The sequence below is a fragment of the Spirosoma harenae genome (assembly GCF_054776975.1).
In genome coordinates, this window is the sequence record NZ_BAAHBD010000005.1 from 19081 (window position 1) to 39352 (window position 20272).

Below are 20272 nucleotides of genomic sequence, written 5' to 3' on the forward strand. Positions count from 1 at the left end.
TATCAAAAGGCTCATTTTTGGGACGACGAGAGATTAGCGTATCTGTAATTCGGGCGTTTCACGAGACTATATGTGAACGGGAAAAACTACGCAGCGTAACATAGCCAATTGCGCCAGCTAGGACTGAGCCCAGAAGAATGGCAAACTTACTTCGAGAAAGTAACGCTAACTCCTCAAAAGATAGGTTGGCGACAAAAATCGAAATGGTAAACCCGATGCCCCCCTAAAATTCCAATCCCAATGATATGCTTCCATTCCGCCCCAGAAGGCAGCGTGGATATACCCAGCTTTACCGATATAAACGAGAATAAAGAAATGCCGAGCGGCTTACCTACCAACAGGCCCAGCAAAATACCAAGCCCTAGGGGCGTTGTTAGGCCCTCTACCATGCCATCTTCAAACCGAATGTTCGTGTTTACTAGTGCGAAGAGGGGCATGATTACAAAATTTACCGGCCGAGCGAGTGCATGCTCCAGTTCCTCAAGAGGTGAGCGCCCGTTGATCTGATTAGCTGGGATCATGAGCGCCGTCAGCACGCCTGCAATAGTGGCGTGGATACCAGAATGATGAATGCAATACCACAACACGAGGCCAGGAATGAGATAGAAGAATAGGTTTCTAATGCCGCCCCGATTTAGAGCGAACAGTAGCAACACAATCCCACTCGCATATAACAAGTATAGGATGTGTAAACTGGTCGAATAAAAAACAGCGATCACAATAATGGCTGATAGGTCATCGACAATAGCCAGCGCTGATAAAAAGATTTTCAAGGACATCGGAATCCTGTTGCCCAGCATCACAATGATTGCTAGAGCAAAGGCCACATCGGTCGCCATTGGGATGCCCCACCCTTTAGCGGTCGGTGTTCCTTGATTGATGAGTGCGTAAACCAGGGCCGGAACGATGACCCCTCCCAAAGCGGCAAAAATGGGAAGCGCGGCTTTTTTGATCGAGGCTAATTCGCCGTAAAGCGCTTCTCGTTTGATTTCCAGACCAACTAGCAGAAAGAAGACAGCCATTAGCCCGTCATTGATCCATAGTAAAACCGAGTGGCGCAAGTGCAGGAAGTATGAGTCAAATCCGATCTCTTTGTTTAACAGCCAGTCAAAGCCTTCTGCCGCAGCGGAATTAGCCAGCAGTAAGGAAGTGATGACACAAACTAATAAAAGGATACCCGGAAACGTCGGCGATTTGAGAAAGTTCTTGATGCTTCCTAGGTATTGATATTGCATTGAGATTTGTAGCAGTACTGGTCAAAGTTCGGAATAAAGGATCATAATTGAGCAAAAGGCATCCTTAGAATAAGCTTAGAAAATTCTCCTCAAACGCTTCTAAGTGATACAGAAAGAAATTTCCATATTCTCATTCCTAGCATTTGATACAATACATTGACGGATCATGCACAAGTAGTTAGCCTATAAGCATTTACTTTGACTGATAGTAGGCAATCCATTTAACCTCGATGATCCGGTATTTCATACTTGTGCTTTTTACCGCCTTGATCAGCTCGTCAACATGGGCGGCTAACACCAATAATCGATATGATTCTACCCAGGTCAGAATCAAAACTGATTCGCTCAAGCTGATGGATAAAGTCCGTAACCGACTTATTCCCGTGGCTTTATACATGCCTCAATCGTCAACTGACCCCTTAAAGCTAGCCGTACTCAGTCATGGATACGGGGGCAGCAATAAAGCCTATTCGTTCATCGCTCAGAATTTAGTTATCCATGGCTATTTGGTCGCCAGTATTCAACATGAACTACCAACCGACGAACCCTTACCAATGAGTGGCAACCCTTATGAAGTTCGAATGCCAAATTGGCAACGAGGTTCGGACAATATTCTCTTTGTTATTAAAGTACTCCAAAAACTGAAACCGAATCTGGATGCGGACCACGTGTTATTGATCGGTCACTCAAATGGCGGGGACATGACGATGTTGTTTGCTCAGCAATATCCAAGTTTAGTAAATCAGGTAATTTCGCTGGATAATCGACGGATGCCGCCACCGCGAGTGCGGCGGCCTCGCATCCTATCGATCCGTTCAAGTGATCAGGTCGCTGACAAAGGGGTGCTGTCCACCCCTGAAGAGCAGCAGCAATTCGGTATACGAATTGTTCAACTGCCAGCCACGATTCATAATGATATGTGGGACGGGGCAACTCTAAGTCAAAAACAGGAAATTAATAAAGCGATATCCGACTTTATTAAGTGAACTAACACGACCGCATCGTTTCAGACAGGCCTGGCAGCATGCTCGGTACTGAAATGGACAGGAATATATAAATAGTATTCCTATAAAAGGCCTCAGCCTGAAATTGAGAGATTTGTGTATCGATAATTCGAGCGTTGCAGGAGATGAGGTTATGCATGGGAATCAGACTTTTCTCGTTGTGGTAATTCAATGGCAAACGTAGCTCCTTCACCCGCTTGGCTCTCCACTCGAAGCATGCCGCCATGTCCTTTAGTGATAATATCATAACTTAGTGATAAGCCTAATCCGGTTCCCTCTCCCGTGGGCTTGGTGGTAAAAAAGGGCTGGAAAATCTTGGCCTTCACCGATTCCGGAATGCCCGTACCGTTATCCTTCACTTGAATGATAACCCCATCAGCTAGCCGACGCGTACGAACCTCAACGGTTGGCTTGTAGTCGGGATCAGGAGTTTGTTTAGCTCGCTCTGAAACGGCATAGAAGGCATTGTTATAGAGGTTCAATAAAACCCGTCCAATCTCTTGAGGGGCTACTGCCACGGGTTTCAAAGTCGGGTCAAAATGGGTGACTAACTCACAGGTAAAGGATTTGTCCTTTGCTCTCAGGCCGTGATAGGCAATCTTGAGGTATTCATCCGCTAAGGCATTCAGATTGGTAGGCCTTCGTTCACCCGACTCAGAACGGGAATGTTCGAGCATCCCCTTAACGATGCTACTGGCCCGGCTACCGTGGTGATGAATCTTTTGCAGATTTTGTGTCAGGTCATTGGCGATAGCTTTGGCTTCCTGAGTATCCCCCCGATCCAGTTCGTCTTTTAATTCGTCAACTAGCTCAGCACTCACTTCGGAGAAGTTGTTGACGAAATTCAAGGGATTCTGAATCTCGTGGGCGATACCCGCTGTCAGTTCGCCCAGGCTGGCCAGTTTCTCTTTCTGAATAAGTTGGGTCTGGGTAGCCTTCAAGTCGTTGAGGGTTTCTTCCAGATAGTCGCGCTGCGTTTCGATCTCCTCCTTCTGTTGATGAACTTCGGCCGTACGCTGGGCAATCCTTTCTTCCAAGAGCTGATTTTCCCGACGTAAGGTTCTTGACCGATAGGATATATACGCACGAAGTAGGCCCGCGACAATCAACGCGTACAATATATACGCCCACCAGGTTTGCCACCAGGGGGAACGGATGGTCACCTGGAGGCTCGTTCCGGTTTCGTTCCAGACCCCATCCGCATTGGCCGCTTTGAGCTGAAAGGTATAGGTGCCGGGCTGTAAATCCAGAAAGCGGGCTTGCCGGGTGGCGCCTAAAGGCACCCAGGCCGTATCAATTGGGCATAATTTAAACGCATATTCCGATTCGCCACCCCGGTTATAACTCAGCGCGGCAAACTGGAAGGTAAGATCACGCTGGTCATGAGATAGGATAATTTCGTTCGTGACCGAGATATGACTGGGTAATTGGCCGCCAGGACCAAGCGTAGCGGGTCGACCATTAATGAGTAGATCGGTCAGGACGACGGGTGGTGGTATGGGGTCGTCCTGAACCTGCTCGGGGAAGAACGCAACGACATCCCGATCACTGCCCGCATAGACTTCACCAGTGCTGGAGACCCAGCTGGGCGTGAATAAACCCTGTAACCCGTTGCGCTGGTTAAAGTGGCGAATTTGATCCGTTTTGGGATCTAGCCGCACCAACCCGTTGCCCGTTCCAATCCATAGTATACCTTGTTTGTCGCGATGTACACTAATCACGGTATTACTTGGCAGGCCGTTCGCGCGGGTAAAGTGTTTCAGAATCCGCCCCTTGTCATTGACCAGCCAAAGGCCAGCCGTAAAATCACCCACCCAAAAACAGCCCGGTCGGGTATCGGCTAACAGACACTGGACACTGGAAAGGCCGTTTGCCTCGGTCAGGATGGTGGTTAATTTGCCCGTAATGGGGTCTAGCACCTGGATACCACCGCTTAGCGACGTGCCAATCCAGATACGTTTCTGAGCATCTTCTGCCAGCGATAACACATACGTGCTGTGTAAACCAGTGAACCGCCGTTTACGGGCTAATTGGGCCATAGCTTGACCTTCGGCCGCTGAAAGGGCAATGCATTGGATGCCCCACAACTGGGGGTGATAGGGAGGAGCTACTTCCCACTGACCGTAAGCGTAGGTGTCATTGGATCGATATCGCAGCCGATAGTTGCCTGCTTTCAGGTGAATAACGGCTATCTGATTGCGGACTTGCTCCACTGGGCCATCGACCGCGCTCTGCTTGTCGGTAGTGGTCCAGATACGCTTGCCCTGTTCGTCTTCCAACCAGCCATAATCGAGCTTTGTATCAGCGGTCCATTCCCCACCAACCACCAGCAGCAAATCGCTCGGCTGGGTTAAGCGGAACGCCACCGTCTGGTTTACGTTCGTACCTGGTTGCCGGATAGCCGCCACGGGTTTGCGGGCGGTCGTCAGCGATTGGATGCGGGCGTAGAGTTCAGGCGTATAGAGGGAGTCGGCCTGGTAAAAGTGAGTAAACGTCTGATGGATTGGGTCATAATGATCCAGTCCCTGAAAGGTGCCGATCCAAAGCGTACCGTCCGAAGCCGGGAAAACCGCTCGAATATGATCATTCATCAGGCTATTGGCATTGGCCGGATCGTGCATCAAGTGGGTAAACGTCCCGCGCTTCCTATCGAATAGGTTTAGGCCCCCTCCCTGGGTTCCTACCCAGAACCGGCCCTGCTTATCCTCAGCCATCCCAAAGACATAGCCATTACTGATCGACTGGTTGTTCCGATCTTGGTGGCCATACGTCGTTCGGCGCCCTGTTTTTCGATCCAGCCGCTCTACTCCGCCGTCAGTACCCAACCAGAGAACACCCGGCTCGGAGGGAGCCTCGTACATTCGGAAAACGAACGAGCTTGGTACCGAGCTAGAGGGAGCCTGTTGAGCCGACTCCGGTTCACCATTGATCGACGAAAATTTAACCGCCCGGCTCTGTTTGTAGACGCCATCTTCAGCCTTTCCCGCCCAGACTACGTTGGTTCGATCCACCAGAAACGAGATGATTTCCCCTCCGGATTTTAGTCCATCCGGCTCATTACGCTTCTGATTTGGCCGGGTTATGGCGAAAATAGGTCCAGGTTGCTGTTTTAGGATTCAAACGATCCAGCAAGAAGGCATTGTCGCCATAATTACCGGTGATCGTCCAGATATGGCCCCGCTGGTCTTGATGGATCAAGGCGACGAAGTTGGCGCTTCGCTTGCCTTCGGGTGCTTTCTGGGGATACTCGATAAATCGCCCGGTAGCCCGTTCAAACCGGATCAGCCGCTCACAACCGATCCAAATGTCGCCGTTGGGGTCTTCGTAGATGGATTGGACATTGCTGCCTTTAAAGGAGTATTTATTTTTACTGTCTTCTTGAAAATCAATAATTTGCGTGCCATCATACCGGGCCAGGCCACCCTGAGTGCCTATCCAGATAAATCCCATATGGTCCTGAATCATACAGGTGACCGAATTTTCAGGCAGGCCATCGGCCACCGTCAGGTGCTCGAAACGAATGCGAGTCGGAAATTCGCTGGGGGGAACGGATGTTTTCTGGGCCAGCCCGTTGGGCAGCCTTGTCAGACATATCAGAACGAGGAAGGATAAACGAAGTCGACTCATGGGGGTGGTATGTAGCAAGCGGATAGCTAGTCAGTAGCCGCGTATTTGCCCGGCTAAGATAGGTAATCGATGCTTGGCGAGGCTATGTCATTTGAGACAAAAGCTATACCATTTGGGTCATCACTTTAGTAGGTAAACGATTGTGTCGTAATCCGTTACTCATTCTCAAAAAAGGCTCATATGTGAGACCTTGTAGCTTATATTACTATTTGTAAACCTACTATTGATACTCATCGGGAAAACACTAGTCAATCAGTAACCTGCGCATGCGATGCATACCTATGATTGCCTCACGACCTGTAGGATTACCCAATGGCTTGGCTGATCGGGTTTACTAGGGCATTAACCCTTACTAGATGGTCTAGTAAGTCTAACTGTTTGGCGTAGTGTTGTAGGGAAGGGACCTTCTGGGGGGAGACATCATCCGTGTAGGTCAACCGCTGCGTTCGGGCCTCATACTGTACCGTGACGTAACTGTCAGTCTGGGCACTTACCCCACGGACGGCCTGTAAAACATCCGATTGGCGTAGCCGCTCACCCAGGGCTTGATCCTGGGCATGAATCATCAATTCTTTGGGGCCTTGCCCCAGCCAGCCCGTTACATAAAATTGCAGGTGCCAGTCCTGCTGGCCCACCACATGAAGGATCTCGATGATGAAGGCATTGATGCGAGTTGCGCTCTCGCCTGTACCTACTGATTGGTCGGGGAAAAAGGTGACCATTACTTGGTGACCACGGTAGCGGCCCCGAATCAGGCCCTGCTCTAGTTTACCCTCAATGGGTGTGGCCAAGGGGGCCAGCAAACGAGCCGAGTTAGCATCGGCGACCTTGGTCGCTAGCCGTGCCAGCAGGTACAGCAGTGGTAGGGCAATTACTAAAATGATTGCGCCCAGTAGTGTATCGGATAGTTCTAGCAGCATGGCAGTTGGTCAGTTAAACTTTGTCGTGAGGGAAGTAGGGTAAACCCCATGAAACAAGTTGATGGGATGAAATTGAGGATTTATTCTGACAATTAGCAAGGCGTAATCTACAAGTTGGGCAACCCCAATTAGAAGAGCTTATCCAGGCGTTCAGTTTTGAGTAACTAACCAAGTGGTAAGCGAAAAATGTGCCCTGTGTAGATCAGTGAAACCAGCTCACTTCTATTGGCTGATTATTGATTCAAGATGACTATAGAGCCAATAAATCATCTGACGGCCACGTTGAATGGAGCTTTCCCCTGTCTCAGTTGGGAGCAACAAATAGACAGGGGAATCTCCCAAGATTTGACTCTTTAATTGGGCGTTTTAAGAAATGTTTGTATACAAAAGCTATTGATTGTTATGTGCTTATGTTCCTATAGCCCTTGTCGTTTTTTGAGAAAGGCCAGAAACCCGCCGATCATGGATTTGAGTTGCGGGAGTGAAAAATGTCATTTTTTTACCAGTATCCAACCACGATACCCGTCTAGTTTTGCCCCTGAATTATTCACTTACTGCAAAAGATTCGGGTATGGATATGAACACACCTACGCAGGAATCGGGCGAAAAAACGCTACGTCCTTTTATTGTTGAACCGTCAAAACCCACCGACATCGGCGTTGGAAATGGTGTAAACATCGTCCGAACCATGATTCGGCAAAGCCAGACCAACAACCGTTTCAGTTGCATCGAAGGCTACGTAGCCCCCAAACGAATGGGACCGCCAATTCATCTGCACAAAGAAGCGGACGAACTGATGTATGTCGTAGAAGGTACAGCCGGTATGATGGTCGATGGGAAGATTTTCATTGTCGAAGCGGGTGGATTTGGCTTTCGCCCGCATGGCCTGGTACACACCTTTTTCAATCCCTCAGATAAGCCGCTACGGTTCATCGACATGTTTCCCAATCAAGGGTTCGAGGTGTATCTGGAGGGTATGTTTAGGGACATCCCTGCCAAATTGATCGCGCAGGGAATCCAGCCCGGAACCCCTGAATTTGGGGCAGCTATGCAGGCTGGTATCCAGGAACTGGATCAACAATTCGACGTCGTCTGGTTTATGGCCGATCCTCGCTACCAGCAAATTGTCGATACGTATGGATTGACCGTATAAGCTCATCCCTACATATCATGGAGCGTTCCTATAAACACGTTAGCTATTTATTCGTAGCTATGCTGGCGATTATTATTGCTGGGTTCTACAAAAACTATTTCGGCAAGTTCCCGGTATTCGCTGGCCTTTCGTATGTGCATCATACGCACACGATGCTGCTGTTACTGTGGTTTGCTATGCTCATCATACAACCGATTCTTATTTACCAGAAACGGCTCGATCTGCACCGGTTCATTGGAAAAGCGTCTTACGTACTGGTACCGATGATCGTCTGGTCGATGCTGGCTGTCATGCGGAGACAGTACCTGCGAAACTTGCCCAAAATGCCGGAAGCGCGGAACTTAGCGTCTCTGTATCTTCCCGTATCCGCTCTGATTCCGTTTGTTACGTTGTATGTGCTGGCAATTATTTATCGCAAAACGCCAGCCCTGCACATGCTCTACATGATTGCATCGGCAATTGCCTTGCTAGGGCCCGCTATCGGACGTATCAATTTCGGATTTGCTGATTTCAAATTAGCTGTCCTGTTTGCTTTTGCACTTGGCGATGTTTTTCTGGTTGGGCTATTGATTTATGAATTTGTCAAGGTTAAAAACTACCGCCCTTACCTTCTTTCGCTGCTCATATGTATGCTTTTTTATGACGCATTTCCGTGGGTACCTAACTCGGCAGGCTGGCAATGGATAGCCCAGGGATTTGTACGCTTGTTTGGCATTGCTGCGTTATAGCCGCTAACTAAAGCTAGTTTGGTTTACGTGCTGTAAATCAGTATATTTCCCTAGAGAACAAGCCGATGTTTTATATGGGTGCTCTATTTTACAAGGGTCAGTTCGACAATCTTGCTTTGCAAACATGTGTTCTTCGGTACGAAGTTTTCCGCTTCGAATTTGAGAAGCATATGTGTTTACCTGTCAAATACTATACACCCCGCCCTGAACATTGCCTAACCTTTTATGTTCGCGATCCGCAACGGGCCAGTTATATCGATTCGCCCACGATTATCACCTACCCGCGAAGCATCATTTACGGCCTTCAGGATATCCCCATCTATCGCTACGGTGGGTACAATTTTTGGGCGATAAAAGTAATTTTTCAGCCAGGAATGCTCTATCGACTCACGGGTATTGCGTTGCATGAATTGACGAATACATTCATCGATGCAGAAGCCATATGGGGCACTACTATTCGGGATGTTTGTATTCGTTTGAACAGTAGCGATGACCTGGTGGAAATGCTTGAAATCATAGGTGTATTTCTGGAACGTTTGATAAAAACTGTTCCCAAGGCTGAGTCGGCTGTTGACAAAGCAAGTCAATATATTTTGCACCAAAAGCAGCCCATTTCATTAGATCGACTCGCTGATCAATCGTGCCTGAGTGTACGGCAGTTTATCCGGAAATTCGATGAGCGGATGGGGGTAAGCCCTAAAACGTTCGACCGGATTATCCGATTTGATAAAGCCCTTCGACTGAAAAATAAGTATCCAGCTTTAGATTGGCTTAGTATTGCCCTGGCCTGCGGTTATTTTGATTATCAACATCTGGCAAAAGATTATAAAGAGTTTACCCATCTCACGCCAGCCTCTTATCTGGAAATGGAAAAAGCCACAAACAGCCGCTTTTTCGGCTTCTGCGAAGAGTGAACCGGTAACTTTTTGTGACATGGTGTCAAAGGCGTTTACCCTCGAAATTCATGAAATCTCATTAAACCCTCCCACTTGGGACGACGAAGCATTCATGGTCTGCTTTAGGGATGGGTGATTAATGAGATGGCGAGACAATATCGGCTTCAGTTACATTGACAACTAATTGGCCGCTCCAATGGCTACTATCGGCATGGTCAATGGCTCAACAACACGATCTTGTAAAAGAGAAGAAGCCGGCTGGAGTTAATCTATCCCGCCAAACATCGGTTACAGATTAACAACGACGGCTCCGTTTTTCGAGCCGACCTGGAAGTAGACACGTATGCGTTGCCTGATCGTTGATGATGAACCCCTGGCCCATGAGGTGATCCTGGCTTACGGGGCAGATATCCCATTTCTGGAAATAGTAGGTCAGTGCTATCTGGCCACCGAAGCCGTTGCGGTGTTAAATCGTCAAGCGGTAGACCTGATTTTCCTGGACATCCAGATGCCCAAACTAAATGGACTGGATTTTCTGCGAAGCTTGCCCCAGCACCCGCTGATCATTGTGACCTCGGCCCATCAGGAGCACGCCCTGGAAAGCTTCGAGCTGGAGGTCTGCGATTACCTGCTGAAACCGTTTCGTTTTGACCGCTTTCTCAAAGCAGTCAACCGGGCACAGACGCAATTTACGCTGCGCCAGCTACCGATACCCAGTGGAGCGGAAGCGCCTATCAGGCTCCAGGCTGCGTCCGACCATATCTACGTTAAATCTGACAAACGGCTGGTGAAGGTACTGCTAGAAGACATCAGCTATCTGGAAAGCCTGGGCAATTACGTCAAGGTTTGGGGGAAGCAGACGTTTCTGTTAACAGCCCGTACCTTAAGTAGTTTTGAGGACCAATTGCCCGCTATTTCCTTCGTACGGATCCATAAGTCCTATATTTTGAATAAACACTATGTTCATTATCTGGAAGGCAATCGGATCCATCTCAAAACGGGTAGCGAGTTGCCGATAGGCAAAAATTATCGGCATTTGCTGTCGAACGGTGCTTTGGGTAATTAGTAACCGTTCGCCTTTAAGTGGCTATGTTGCGCCCGAAACGGATGCCATAAAACTCACACGGGTTCTTCTCAAAAAAGGCTCCTGCATGAGACGACAGGGTTTACATGCGCCTTTAATAGGGGCATTCGCTAAATGATTAGGAGTAGTGTTTGGCCTGACGTCTCGTACTTCAGAATTTTACTTTAATACTGAATACCGCAGGTGTGTAACGCCTTCGCCTGAGGTGACAGTTGGATTACCAAGAACAAATGGGGTATTGGCTAGCCGGTCAAAGAGCCGAATGCCCGAACCCAGTAGAACGGCAGCCAAGTCAATCTGTAACTCATCCAGTAGACCCGCGTTCAAACATTGTTGAATGGTATCCGCACCATGAACCCCAACGGCCTTGCCAGCAGCCGCAGTTTTCGCTTGCCTGACAGCCGATTCCAGTCCATCCGTAACGAAGTGTACGGTCGAGTTAGGCCTTGGCCAGCCAGCAGGAATCGAGTGCGTCAGCACGAAGGCGGGTCCCCAACTATGATTGCCACCCCAGCCATGGGCCACCTCGAAGGTACGTCTACCGGTTAGTACAGCGCCTAGTTCATCAGAAAGACTTTTATAATGTTGGGCACTGGGAGCAGATAAGCGAAAGGTCATGGAATCGGCTCCGCCAGTCTTGATTTCTACATCACCCGAGAAATACCAATCAAACACCTCGGCTACGCCATCTTGCTTGTCAGCGACAAAGCCGTCCAGCGACATGGACATGATTGCAATGATTTTTGACATAGTTTGTTAGATATAGCTAACTCGTATACCGTATATAACGCATGTTGTACGATAGGTAGTAAACAGTTTTGATTCCAACTCAAAATCCGCTTTTCTTAAGTATCAACCGTGCACGTCTTAATTTTTCCAGCTCGTCGGTGGTTTGCCCTGAGGGCGCCACCAATGGATATAAACTCAAAAATAGCCATAGTTCGTTTCTCCCAATCGTATCGTCTGTACACAACCCAATCCATCGGTAAGCACCGTTTACCGAAAAATAGAGTCGTTGACCAGAAAAAGGCTACCACCCCACTTCCCAAGATCAATTCTCGCTAAACCCTCCAAACTGAGACGTAGGGGATAGGCATACTGTCACCTTGGCCTATTTCGACCAAAGGCGAGGGTCAATTACTAGTGGCTTCTCATTAATCACCTGTATGGAGCCATAGCTACTATGGGCCGGATGCAATAAATAGTTGATGCCATCAGGCATAACCGAGGAGGGTACACCTAAGGCTAGCACATCCGGCTTGGCTAGCCAATCGGCTAAAAGATGTTGACTACGGTTGTACGTATTTTCCTGCCAATAAGGCGGTAGTTGAGTCACATTCAATACACGCTGACTGTCAGGAGGTAACTCCAGACTCAACAACCGATAGGTGGGTAACTCATCATAGGGCACCTGAGGCATATGCACTAAGATTTCCACCAAAGCAAGTGCCGGATGTTCGGCTGTATAAAGAATGCCAACACCCGGCGGATTCCACCGACCTCCATTGAGCCATGTACCAGTAACATCTAGGGGTTGGGCGGCATACTTCTGACGCACTACGCGATAAACAATAGCCATAGCTTATCCGAAGATGCCATAGTCAATACGGCCCAGTACCCGATCTACCAACGTATAGCCCGTAACCGTATCTAGTGTCTGAAGGGGCGTTTGGTAGTCAAGTTCACGTAAGGGGGCACGCATCCAATTGAGGGCCGTTAAAGCACGTCCTTCGAAGGTATCTAACATGTGTAGAAGTAAGTTCTCTAGCAGCAGCAGTCGCTCGGAGGCATTCTGACTAATGCGTTGATCGACTTTCAGCCGATGCAGGTAGGATGCTGATAAGCCTAAAGCAATAGCCATTTCTTTATCGGTTAAGCCAACTAACCGTGCTATGCGGTCAGCTTCCGCTCGTAGCACGCCTTGTCGACTGCGGGCGATGATCTCCTGCTCGGTCATGAGCCGGGGGAGCAGGGCTTGATTAGGCGGTAAGAAGGGCAGCGTGATGGCCATCGGAGTGAATTTATCCACTAAATTAACTATAAAAGTTCACTCGGTCAAATTCACCATCTGCTTGGCCAGCCTGATAGCATGTAATAATAAGCGTAGACCAAAATGATAATTTCTCAGGAAGATGCAACTGACGGATTTCTAGTCGCATCTTCCTGAGAAACTATAGCTAAGGTCATGGCTTGTCAATCAGCTCCCCCCGACTGATTCACTTACGAAGTACATGGTTCGCTGCTATTGGTTCAGCCTAGCTTCCTTGCCTGCATTGAAATAATAGTATGCTATTCGGATACGCCCGCGTTTCAACGCAAGATCAAAACCTGAACTTGCAACTAGATGACCTCAAAAAAGCAGGTTGTCAAAAGATCTTCCAAGAGAAGGTTTCCTCGGCTAAAGAGAGGCCCCAGTTACGAAAGTTACTGGAAATGCTGCGAGAAGGTGATACGGTCATTGTTTGGAAGCTTGACCGACTGGGCAGGTCACTAAAAGAACTCTTCACGCTGGTCAACGATTTTCAAACCAATGGCATTGGTTTCCGTAGCCTAAATGATGCTATCGATACCACCACTGCACAAGGTCGTTTGGTATTTAACCTGTTTGCTTCGCTGGCCGAATTTGAAAGAGATTTAATCCGCGAGCGTACCCTAGCGGGTTTGGCCGCAGCGCGGGCTAGGGGACGAATAGGCGGCCGTCCGAAAGGACTCTCTACCGAAGCCCAAGTAAAGGCCCAAGCTGTAAAGACGATGTATACTCTTAAAACCCATACGATTTTAGAGATTGGTCAGTTATTTCACCTAAGCCGAGCGACAGTTTACCGCTACTTAGCTTGGCGAGAAGCAAAATAACGGTTGCTTCAAAAAATGGGTGTTTCGTGATTCGGTAAAAGTATTACAAGAAATCAAGCTAAACCGTATGTTCGTGCCATGAACTGGATTACCCGCGAACGACCTAAAATTGACCGCCTGGCTTGCCCCTGGCTTATCAAACGATTCATTGACCAGCAGGCCACAATTATTTTTGTACCGGAAGACCAGGTAATCCAGCAAGCTCAAACACTCCAAGCGACTCCATTCGATGTACCAGGTGTCGAATACTCCCATTACGAGGATCGATGCACCTTCGATTATTTTCTTCAAAAACATGACCTTACCGATGCCGCTTTGCAAGCAATGGCACCTATTATTCGTGGGGCTGATACCGATAACCACACGTTAGCGGCTCAGTCGGCGGGGTTGTGGGCTATATCTGCCGGGCTGGCCTTTAATATCCAGGATGACCAACAATTGCTCACGCAAGGCCTAATGATCTATGATGCCCTGTATAGCTGGGCAAAACATCTCCAGGCCATCAGGCACACCCAAAGCCCAACCGAACAGCTACTATTAGCCGTTTTACAAGCCTACCTCAAACCAACCGGTCAGCGAAAAACACCCGGCTGGGTGCAGGAATTGAGAGGATTAATTCAGGATCAGATCGATACTAACCTGTCGCTAAGTCTCAATGAGTTATCAGAAAGTTTGGCCGTCAACCCGGCCTATGTTTCGCGCACATTCGCCCGTTACTTTGATGATCTTTCCTTTGGGGAATATATTCGTAAACTCCGTATTGAGAAGGCCTTGCAATTGCTGGAAACAACCACCTATACCCTAACCGAAATTGCCTATCTAACCGGTTTCTCCGATCAAAGCCACTTTACGCGAATATTCAAAAAAACGGTGGGCCAAAACCCCTCGAATTACCGAAAAAATAAGTCCATAGGTAAAACCAATACAAACAGGTAAAATCCATTCTATTTTTGGGCTCTATCGAGGGCGTATCCTTGCAAAAAGTATAACCATTCGATGGATAAAGCTAACTGTCTTGTACCTATCCAGACCACGTTTAAAGTGGTTTCTAGGAGCATTTATGCTTTCGTGTTGCTGACCATACTACAGTCGGCCAGCGTATTGGCTCAACCACTAGCCTCACCACCCATAGCCCCTGTATATCCGCGAATGGTTGGCTACCTAGGGGTATTACATCCGCTGGTTACCTGGAATGATACAGGAACCGAAACCAATTTTAATAGCTATTATGCGGTTGGATTTCCGATTGGGTTGAATCTGTGGAAAACTAAACAAATTGGTTTTAGTGTAGAGGTCGTTCCGCTGGTGCGGTCTGAGCATGGAACCAGTAAGGTGGCCAACGTACTGGTTCATCCCGGTGTATTAGTAAACCTGGGAAAAGACTATACGCTAGCTACCCGTTTAGCCTTTGAGACTTCGGGGCGCTATGGATTCACCCCCGTTCTGAACAAAATCGTTCGTAAAGCCCCAACCAACAGCTACTTTGTCGCTCTGCCCCTACCGGTTCGTTTTGGCAATGATCATGGGGCTTCGTTTACGATAGGTTTTCAGTTTGGTATTGTCTTTTAATGCAATCAGGATGCATTCACCTCCCTGTTTGTATACGCTAACCGAACTGATCCGGTATTTTCTGCGCTTAGGCACGATTGGCTTCGAAGAGCCACCCGCTTGACAATAATTTGGTTGAACTCTCGTACATATCCATCATAATAAGTTCCGGTAGCTGATCCCGTGTAGCCCGTATGAATCAGGGCCACATTGCCCTGCTTATCGAGGATAGTCGTGGTTAAAGCCAGTACTTTACTCAGTGCAGGCAGAGCATACGACGCCACTTTCTTATTGGCCAGCCCCGCAAACAGCAAATCGTAATCGACATCGTACCGCTTTAATAGTCGCGACAGAGCCGTTTTGGAAAGTGCCAGATCATTTTTTCGCTCGAAAGTCAACCCAAGGATTTCGACACCGCGGTTTCGGTTGGCTTTGTACAAGGGAGCCAAAATCGCCGTTTGATAAATTGATCCCCTTGGCTTCGGCATTATTTTTACCCAATCAAATACGGATATGTTCAAATTCTCCGTAACTGAAATTGGGCTTTTTCTAACGAAACAATAAAGAGGCTATAGCAAGGGTAATAAAGATATTGAACGTCTGAGCGATAAGAAACGCATAAAGGGGTCGGCGGTTATCGGCATTGAACAGATCAGCGAAGCGGGTTTCCAGACCGATGCTAGTGAAGGCCAGCGCAAACCAAAGTCCCTGTAAACTTTTCAAACTACCTTTTACGACATTCACTGTATCCGGACTGATGAAAAACGAAAACAGTAACGATGCGGCTAGGAAACCCAGAATGAATTTTGGGAAACGTTCCCAGATAACATCTAATGTTGGCTTGCTGGTTTTTACTGTTTCAGACTGATTTTTCGTATAAGTCCAATAAACACTGATGGCAAAAGCAGCAATTCCTAGCAATACGTTCTGCGAAAACTTAACGATTGTACTGATTTTCAGGGCTTCTTCTCCAGCGAGTGTGCCAGATGCGACCACCGCTCCTGTGGTATCAATAGTGCCGCCGAGCCAGGCCCCGGTCACTTCGGGCGATAAGCCCAGTGCCTGAGCCGCGTATGGCATCAGCAACATCATTGGAATGGCTGTAATCAATACTAATGAAATCACGTAAGACAGTTTTTTCCCGTCTCCCTGAATAGCGCCCGAGGTGGCAATGGCTGCTGATACGCCACAGATCGATACCGCTGAAGCCAGCATCATCGTGAGTTCATCATCTACGTTCAGCCGCTTGCTGATCCAGTACGCAAAATACCAGACAGATACTACCACGGCTAGTGCCTGTATAAGCCCTAATGATCCAGCTTTCAGGATATCACCAAAAATGACCGTGGTTCCTAGCAGAACTAGCCCAATTTTGACGAACAGTTCGGTAGACAGGGAAGCTCGTAGCCAGTCTGGTAAGCGGAAGAGATTTCCGACCGCTAACCCGATACTGAGACTAAAAATGACCGCTTCGAGGTTCAGATTTTTAAGCGTTTTATTCCCTGCCAATAGCAGTGCCAGCAAGGTAAGTGCGAAAATCACCGGGAAACCAAGCAGCGTAGCGCGAACGGATTTGACGATCGAACCATCACTTTTTAACAGACTGCCAAGTAGTGCTAGTGTGTATGTAAAGAGAAACTGTTCGACAATTAATAAGCCATTCTTCGATGTAAAAATACTAGTAAATAAGTCGTCAGTACTGTACCAATCGAATTTAGGAGCGGGAATAATTAGGCCGCTCAAGGCTAGTATAATACTCAGCAAGCCAAGGACGACAACCGTCCAATCTTCTGTGAGAGCAAAGCGGGTTTTAGAATTTGTGGCAGCAACTGTTGACATAAAATTGCAGGTTAATTAAAAGTAAACTCAGTTTATTGGCCGGCCAGGGTAATCGGTACGGGTTTACCAAAGCCTTCGCGTAGGGCGACCCGAGCCGCGTGATAGCCACACATGCCATGAACGCCACCACCCGGTGGAGTCGCTGATGAACAGATAAAAATGCCCGGTTCGGAGGTTTGGTAGGGCGATAAGCCAATGACTGGGCGTGTATATAATTGCCAGATATCGAGGATGCCACCGTTAATATCACCCCCAACATAGTTCGGATTCCAGGATTCAATTTGCGCTGTATTCATGGAATGACGAGCCAGAATTCGGTCTCGGAAACCCGGTGCAAATCGCTCTACTTGCCGTTCGATTCGCTCGGTCATATCTACTGTTGAACCATTAGGGACGTGACAATACGCCCAAGCCGTTTGCTTGCCTGCCGGAGCACGGGTGGGGTCGAACAAACTTTGCTGAGCCAGTAGGACAAACGGCTGGTCTGGAGGTTGTCCATCGTAGGTTTGTTGTTCGGATCGGACAATTTCTTCGAACGTACCCCCTAAGTGAACCGTACCGGCTTGCTGGCAGTCCGAAGCAGTAAACGGAATAGGCCCATCTAACGCCCAGTCGACTTTGAAAATGCCAGGGCCATATCGGTAATGTTCCAACTGTTTCCTATAAATCTGATTCGCTAATCCGCTGGATAGTTTACCGTTGAGAATAGTCAGCAGTTGCTTCGGCGTCAGATCAAACAGCACCACCCGTGATTTGGGTAAATCAGCCAGGGATCGAACCGGATGGTCTACTTCTATATGACCACCTAATGTTTTAAAATAAGATCCTAAAGCATTCGCAATCGCCTGAGCCCCCCCTTTGGGCATCGGCCAGCCACGTTGGTGGCCGATTGCCATCAACACGAGGGCAACCGCTGAGGTAGTCAGATTCGTGAGCGGTTGAATAGCATGTGCGGCCATTCCTGCCCAGAGTCCTCGGGCTTCAGGCGTTTTAAATCGATTGGCTATGGCCGTTGCGGGAAGCAGTGCATCCAAACCAAACTGCGCTAGATCAAGCGGATGAGTCGGAAAACGTAAAGGGCCCAAGAGATCAACTGCCAGAGTAGGCCAATGCTGAACGATAGAGTTGAAGAGTTTATGATACGTCTTTCCATCAGCTCCCAGCTTACGGGCAGTATCGTCTACAGTGCCAACGAGCGTAGCAGCCGTACCGCCGTCGAGGGGATGCGCAGCGGCTATAGGTGGATAAATGAATTCCAGACCATGTTCGGCCAAAGGCAATTGCTGAAACAAGGGTGAACCAGCCGCCATCGGATGAATGGCCGATCCCATATCATGTACAAAACCGGGCAATGTAAGTTCTGCCGAACGCGTCCCTCCGCCAATCACTGACTGAGCTTCCAGCACTATGACCGACAAACCGGCTCGGGCCAGTACAATAGCCGCGCTTAAACCATTCGGTCCAGCGCCAACGATTACCGCATCAAATTCATGTTTCGCCATGCCTCACTATTCTGGTCTGAATAAGACCGAGCCGTTGGACTTAATTCGCCAGGCTGTAATCGGGTTAAAATGATAGCCGGTGGTATGGTATTACCACGCGCTTCAATTAATTGGTTCATAGTAGGCTGAAGATAACCTGTATCGTCAGTTACGCGACTCAAAATCTCTGTTTCACCCCCGTTCCAATTCCACAGATACCGAAACGCTGTATGCGCTTTGTCCATAACTGGCTCCTGAAGCGCAGCTAATTGCCAGGATTTCCCCGCATCGGTGCTAACCTCTACCCGTATCACCTTACCTCGACCACTCCAGGCCAGGCCCCGAACTTCGATCCAGCCTTTTTCAACCGTCTTCGGGTAAGCTGGAAAGGTGATGATTGACCGGGCATCAATGTCGAAACTAAACTGTCGATACTTGCCCGGGCCGCGTTCGGCGTCTTTGATCGGTTCAGTATATTTCGAAGTCTCTTCGCGAGTCATAAACGGCTGATCGGACAACTCGATTCGGCGGAGCCATTTGACGGACGTATTCCCCTCCCAGCCGGGTAGAAACAGTCGGACTGGGTAGCCCTGTTCAGGACGAAGGGCCTCGCCATTCTGGGCGTAGGCAATAATGGTATCATCCCAACCTTTTTTGACGGGAATACTGCGCGTCATAATAGCTGCGTCTGACCCTTCGGCCAGAAACCAACTGGCAGTCGGTTTGACACCTACCTCCCGAAACAAGGTCGAGAGTTTTACGCCCGTCCATTCACTTTGGCTGGTTAGTCCGCAGATTTCCTGCGGACTAAGCGTTTCTTTGCCGCTACGGAAATTGCCTGAACACTCTAAAAAAGCAATTCGTGAAACCGATGGAAAGCGTTTTAGGTCTGCAACAGTAAATACCAGTGGCTTATCGACCATGCCATGAATCAGTAATTCGTGTTTAGCCGGATCTATGACAGGTACACCCGCATGGTGCCGTTCAAAATGCAGATCGGATGGGGTAATGATCCCGTAAAAATCCTGCAATGGCGAACGCGAAGAAATGTCGGACGGTTTTTTGACGACTTTTTCAAACGCAGATCGTGTTCCAACTTCACCAGCCAACGTACCTACTTGTTTGGTTGGATCGTCGGGTAGTAACTCGTTGAGCGATACGCCTTGCTGGATCGTTTTGCCTGAGGCCGTCTGAACAAATGCTACGGCTGCCGTGGCCGCACCTCCAAGCATCGTCCTTCGGGAAATACGGTTCGTAAACTGCTCTAGTTGAATGCGAAATTTCTTCATTTACTTAATTTCAGGTCCACCCTTTCGGTCGTCTGGAACGAACAGTTTTTGCGCAGGCATCACCACACGCGGAAGCGTCTGCGCATTGATGATGGTTTTTTCGTTGATGACTCCATTGGCCTGTAGCAAGTAGGCTGTCAGGTGGTACACTTCGTCATTCGTAAGCGAACCAGGCTGGCTGAATGGCATTGCCCGACGGATGTAATCAAACACTGTTGTGGCATACGGCCAGTAATTGCCAATGGTTTTTTCCGACCGTTTTCGGTCTGAATTAGTCGTAGTTACCAGTGAACCGTTTGGGCCGCCCACGCCCCCCGGACCGTGACAGGCTGCACATTTGGTCGCAAAAATCTGTTTGCCAGTAACAGCCAGCCCCTGGCCAGGCGGTAATCCTTTTCCATCGGGTCGAACGTCGATATCCAGCCGAGCAATGTCAATTGCTGTAGCTGGTCGTCCGAAACCGAAACGAGCGGGTATCGTATCGATTTTGGCTGTCGGTGAATATATAGTCGTTTCGCCGTCCGTCTGTAAATAGCTAGTCAACGTCACGAATAAAAAGACACCTGGTAGCCAAAGACTATATCGGTTCATAATGAAAATCAGCGGCTAACGTGA

At 48.5% G+C, this 20272-nt stretch carries 20 protein-coding genes and 1 pseudogene; 8 read left to right on the forward strand and 13 right to left on the reverse strand.

Translation table 11 applies throughout. The features are described 5' to 3' along the window. Positions 1–58 precede the first annotated feature (58 nt). Together ACYVE4_RS03270 and nhaA are read right to left on the reverse strand one after the other, a co-directional pair. Positions 59–217: a Na+/H+ antiporter NhaA gene (locus ACYVE4_RS03270; protein ID WP_460995570.1), complete on the reverse strand. Its 159-nt coding sequence runs from the start codon at positions 215–217 to the stop codon at positions 59–61. After that, entirely contained in the window at positions 174–1235 is a 1062-nt protein-coding gene (gene nhaA, locus ACYVE4_RS03275) for a Na+/H+ antiporter NhaA (protein ID WP_460995480.1), read from the reverse strand. The genes ACYVE4_RS03270 and nhaA overlap by 44 nt, the downstream gene beginning before the upstream one ends. A 230-nt stretch (positions 1236–1465) precedes the next feature. On the opposite strand from nhaA, the gene ACYVE4_RS03280 reads away from it, so the two are divergent. Next, on the forward strand, positions 1466–2221 hold the full coding sequence (locus ACYVE4_RS03280; RefSeq protein WP_460995481.1) for an alpha/beta hydrolase: 756 nt from the start codon (positions 1466–1468) through the stop codon (positions 2219–2221). 149 nt (positions 2222–2370) lie between these two features. Here the strand turns inward: ACYVE4_RS03280 and ACYVE4_RS03285 are convergent, their stop codons facing one another. The 3 genes from ACYVE4_RS03285 to ACYVE4_RS03295 form a co-directional block, all read right to left on the reverse strand. Beyond that, complete coding sequence (locus ACYVE4_RS03285) at positions 2371–5250, reverse strand: sensor histidine kinase (RefSeq protein ID WP_460995482.1); 2880 nt, start codon at positions 5248–5250, stop codon at positions 2371–2373. Positions 5251–5296: 46 nt separating this feature from the next. Then, positions 5297–5866: a ligand-binding sensor domain-containing protein gene (locus tag ACYVE4_RS03290; RefSeq protein ID WP_460995483.1), complete on the reverse strand. Its 570-nt coding sequence runs from the start codon at positions 5864–5866 to the stop codon at positions 5297–5299. A 305-nt stretch (positions 5867–6171) separates the two neighbouring features. After that, complete coding sequence (locus ACYVE4_RS03295) at positions 6172–6786, reverse strand: hypothetical protein (protein WP_460995484.1); 615 nt, start codon at positions 6784–6786, stop codon at positions 6172–6174. A gap of 532 nt (positions 6787–7318) precedes the next feature. Here ACYVE4_RS03295 and ACYVE4_RS03300 point away from each other — a divergent pair. The 4 genes from ACYVE4_RS03300 to ACYVE4_RS03315 all read left to right on the forward strand — a co-directional run bounded on the left by ACYVE4_RS03300 (position 7319) and on the right by ACYVE4_RS03315 (position 10629). Continuing rightward, a complete protein-coding gene (locus ACYVE4_RS03300; RefSeq protein WP_460995485.1) occupies positions 7319–7939 on the forward strand; it encodes a cupin domain-containing protein in 621 nt (206 codons plus the stop codon). Positions 7940–7956: 17 nt separating this feature from the next. Beyond that, positions 7957–8667 (forward strand): hypothetical protein, encoded by a 711-nt coding sequence (locus ACYVE4_RS03305; RefSeq protein ID WP_460995486.1) that lies wholly within the window; start codon positions 7957–7959, stop codon positions 8665–8667. A 74-nt stretch (positions 8668–8741) separates the two neighbouring features. Continuing rightward, the gene (locus ACYVE4_RS03310) at positions 8742–9581 is read left to right on the forward strand and encodes a helix-turn-helix domain-containing protein (protein WP_460995487.1); all 840 of its coding nucleotides are present in this window, start codon (positions 8742–8744) and stop codon (positions 9579–9581) included. Positions 9582–9906: 325 nt separating this feature from the next. Beyond that, entirely contained in the window at positions 9907–10629 is a 723-nt protein-coding gene (locus ACYVE4_RS03315; RefSeq protein WP_460995488.1) for a LytR/AlgR family response regulator transcription factor, read from the forward strand. A 177-nt stretch (positions 10630–10806) separates the two neighbouring features. Here the strand turns inward: ACYVE4_RS03315 and ACYVE4_RS03320 are convergent, their stop codons facing one another. The 3 genes from ACYVE4_RS03320 to ACYVE4_RS03330 all read right to left on the reverse strand — a co-directional run bounded on the left by ACYVE4_RS03320 (position 10807) and on the right by ACYVE4_RS03330 (position 12658). Next, positions 10807–11397, reverse strand: coding sequence for a dihydrofolate reductase family protein (locus tag ACYVE4_RS03320; protein WP_460995489.1), 591 nt, complete (start codon positions 11395–11397; stop codon positions 10807–10809). Between the two features lie 361 nt (positions 11398–11758). Next, on the reverse strand, positions 11759–12226 hold the full coding sequence (locus ACYVE4_RS03325; protein ID WP_460995490.1) for an RES family NAD+ phosphorylase: 468 nt from the start codon (positions 12224–12226) through the stop codon (positions 11759–11761). A 3-nt stretch (positions 12227–12229) separates the two neighbouring features. Beyond that, positions 12230–12658: an antitoxin Xre/MbcA/ParS toxin-binding domain-containing protein gene (locus tag ACYVE4_RS03330; RefSeq protein ID WP_460995491.1), complete on the reverse strand. Its 429-nt coding sequence runs from the start codon at positions 12656–12658 to the stop codon at positions 12230–12232. Between the two features lie 275 nt (positions 12659–12933). On the opposite strand from ACYVE4_RS03330, the gene ACYVE4_RS03335 reads away from it, so the two are divergent. From ACYVE4_RS03335 to ACYVE4_RS03345, 3 genes are all read left to right on the forward strand, one after another. Then, positions 12934–13500, forward strand: coding sequence for a recombinase family protein (locus ACYVE4_RS03335; protein WP_460995492.1), 567 nt, complete (start codon positions 12934–12936; stop codon positions 13498–13500). A gap of 78 nt (positions 13501–13578) precedes the next feature. Next, on the forward strand, positions 13579–14436 hold the full coding sequence (locus tag ACYVE4_RS03340; RefSeq protein ID WP_460995493.1) for a chromate resistance protein ChrB domain-containing protein: 858 nt from the start codon (positions 13579–13581) through the stop codon (positions 14434–14436). 60 nt (positions 14437–14496) lie between these two features. After that, on the forward strand, positions 14497–15069 hold the full coding sequence (locus ACYVE4_RS03345) for a hypothetical protein (protein ID WP_460995494.1): 573 nt from the start codon (positions 14497–14499) through the stop codon (positions 15067–15069). A gap of 5 nt (positions 15070–15074) precedes the next feature. On the opposite strand, the gene ACYVE4_RS03350 is transcribed toward ACYVE4_RS03345, so the two are convergent. From ACYVE4_RS03350 to ACYVE4_RS03370, 5 genes and pseudogenes are all read right to left on the reverse strand, one after another. Then, positions 15075–15536, reverse strand: a complete 462-nt coding sequence (locus tag ACYVE4_RS03350) for a thioredoxin domain-containing protein (RefSeq protein WP_460995495.1) — start codon at positions 15534–15536, stop codon at positions 15075–15077. Between the two features lie 61 nt (positions 15537–15597). Further along, positions 15598–16887 (reverse strand): YeiH family protein, encoded by a 1290-nt coding sequence (locus ACYVE4_RS03355; RefSeq protein WP_460995496.1) that lies wholly within the window; start codon positions 16885–16887, stop codon positions 15598–15600. Between the two features lie 32 nt (positions 16888–16919). Beyond that, entirely contained in the window at positions 16920–18389 is a 1470-nt protein-coding gene (locus ACYVE4_RS03360; RefSeq protein WP_460995497.1) for a phytoene desaturase family protein, read from the reverse strand. A gap of 6 nt (positions 18390–18395) precedes the next feature. Beyond that, a pseudogene (gene soxC, locus ACYVE4_RS03365) lies at positions 18396–19657 on the reverse strand (sulfite dehydrogenase). Then, positions 19658–20248, reverse strand: a complete 591-nt coding sequence (locus ACYVE4_RS03370) for a c-type cytochrome (protein ID WP_460995498.1) — start codon at positions 20246–20248, stop codon at positions 19658–19660. Positions 20249–20272: the final 24 nt, after the last annotated feature.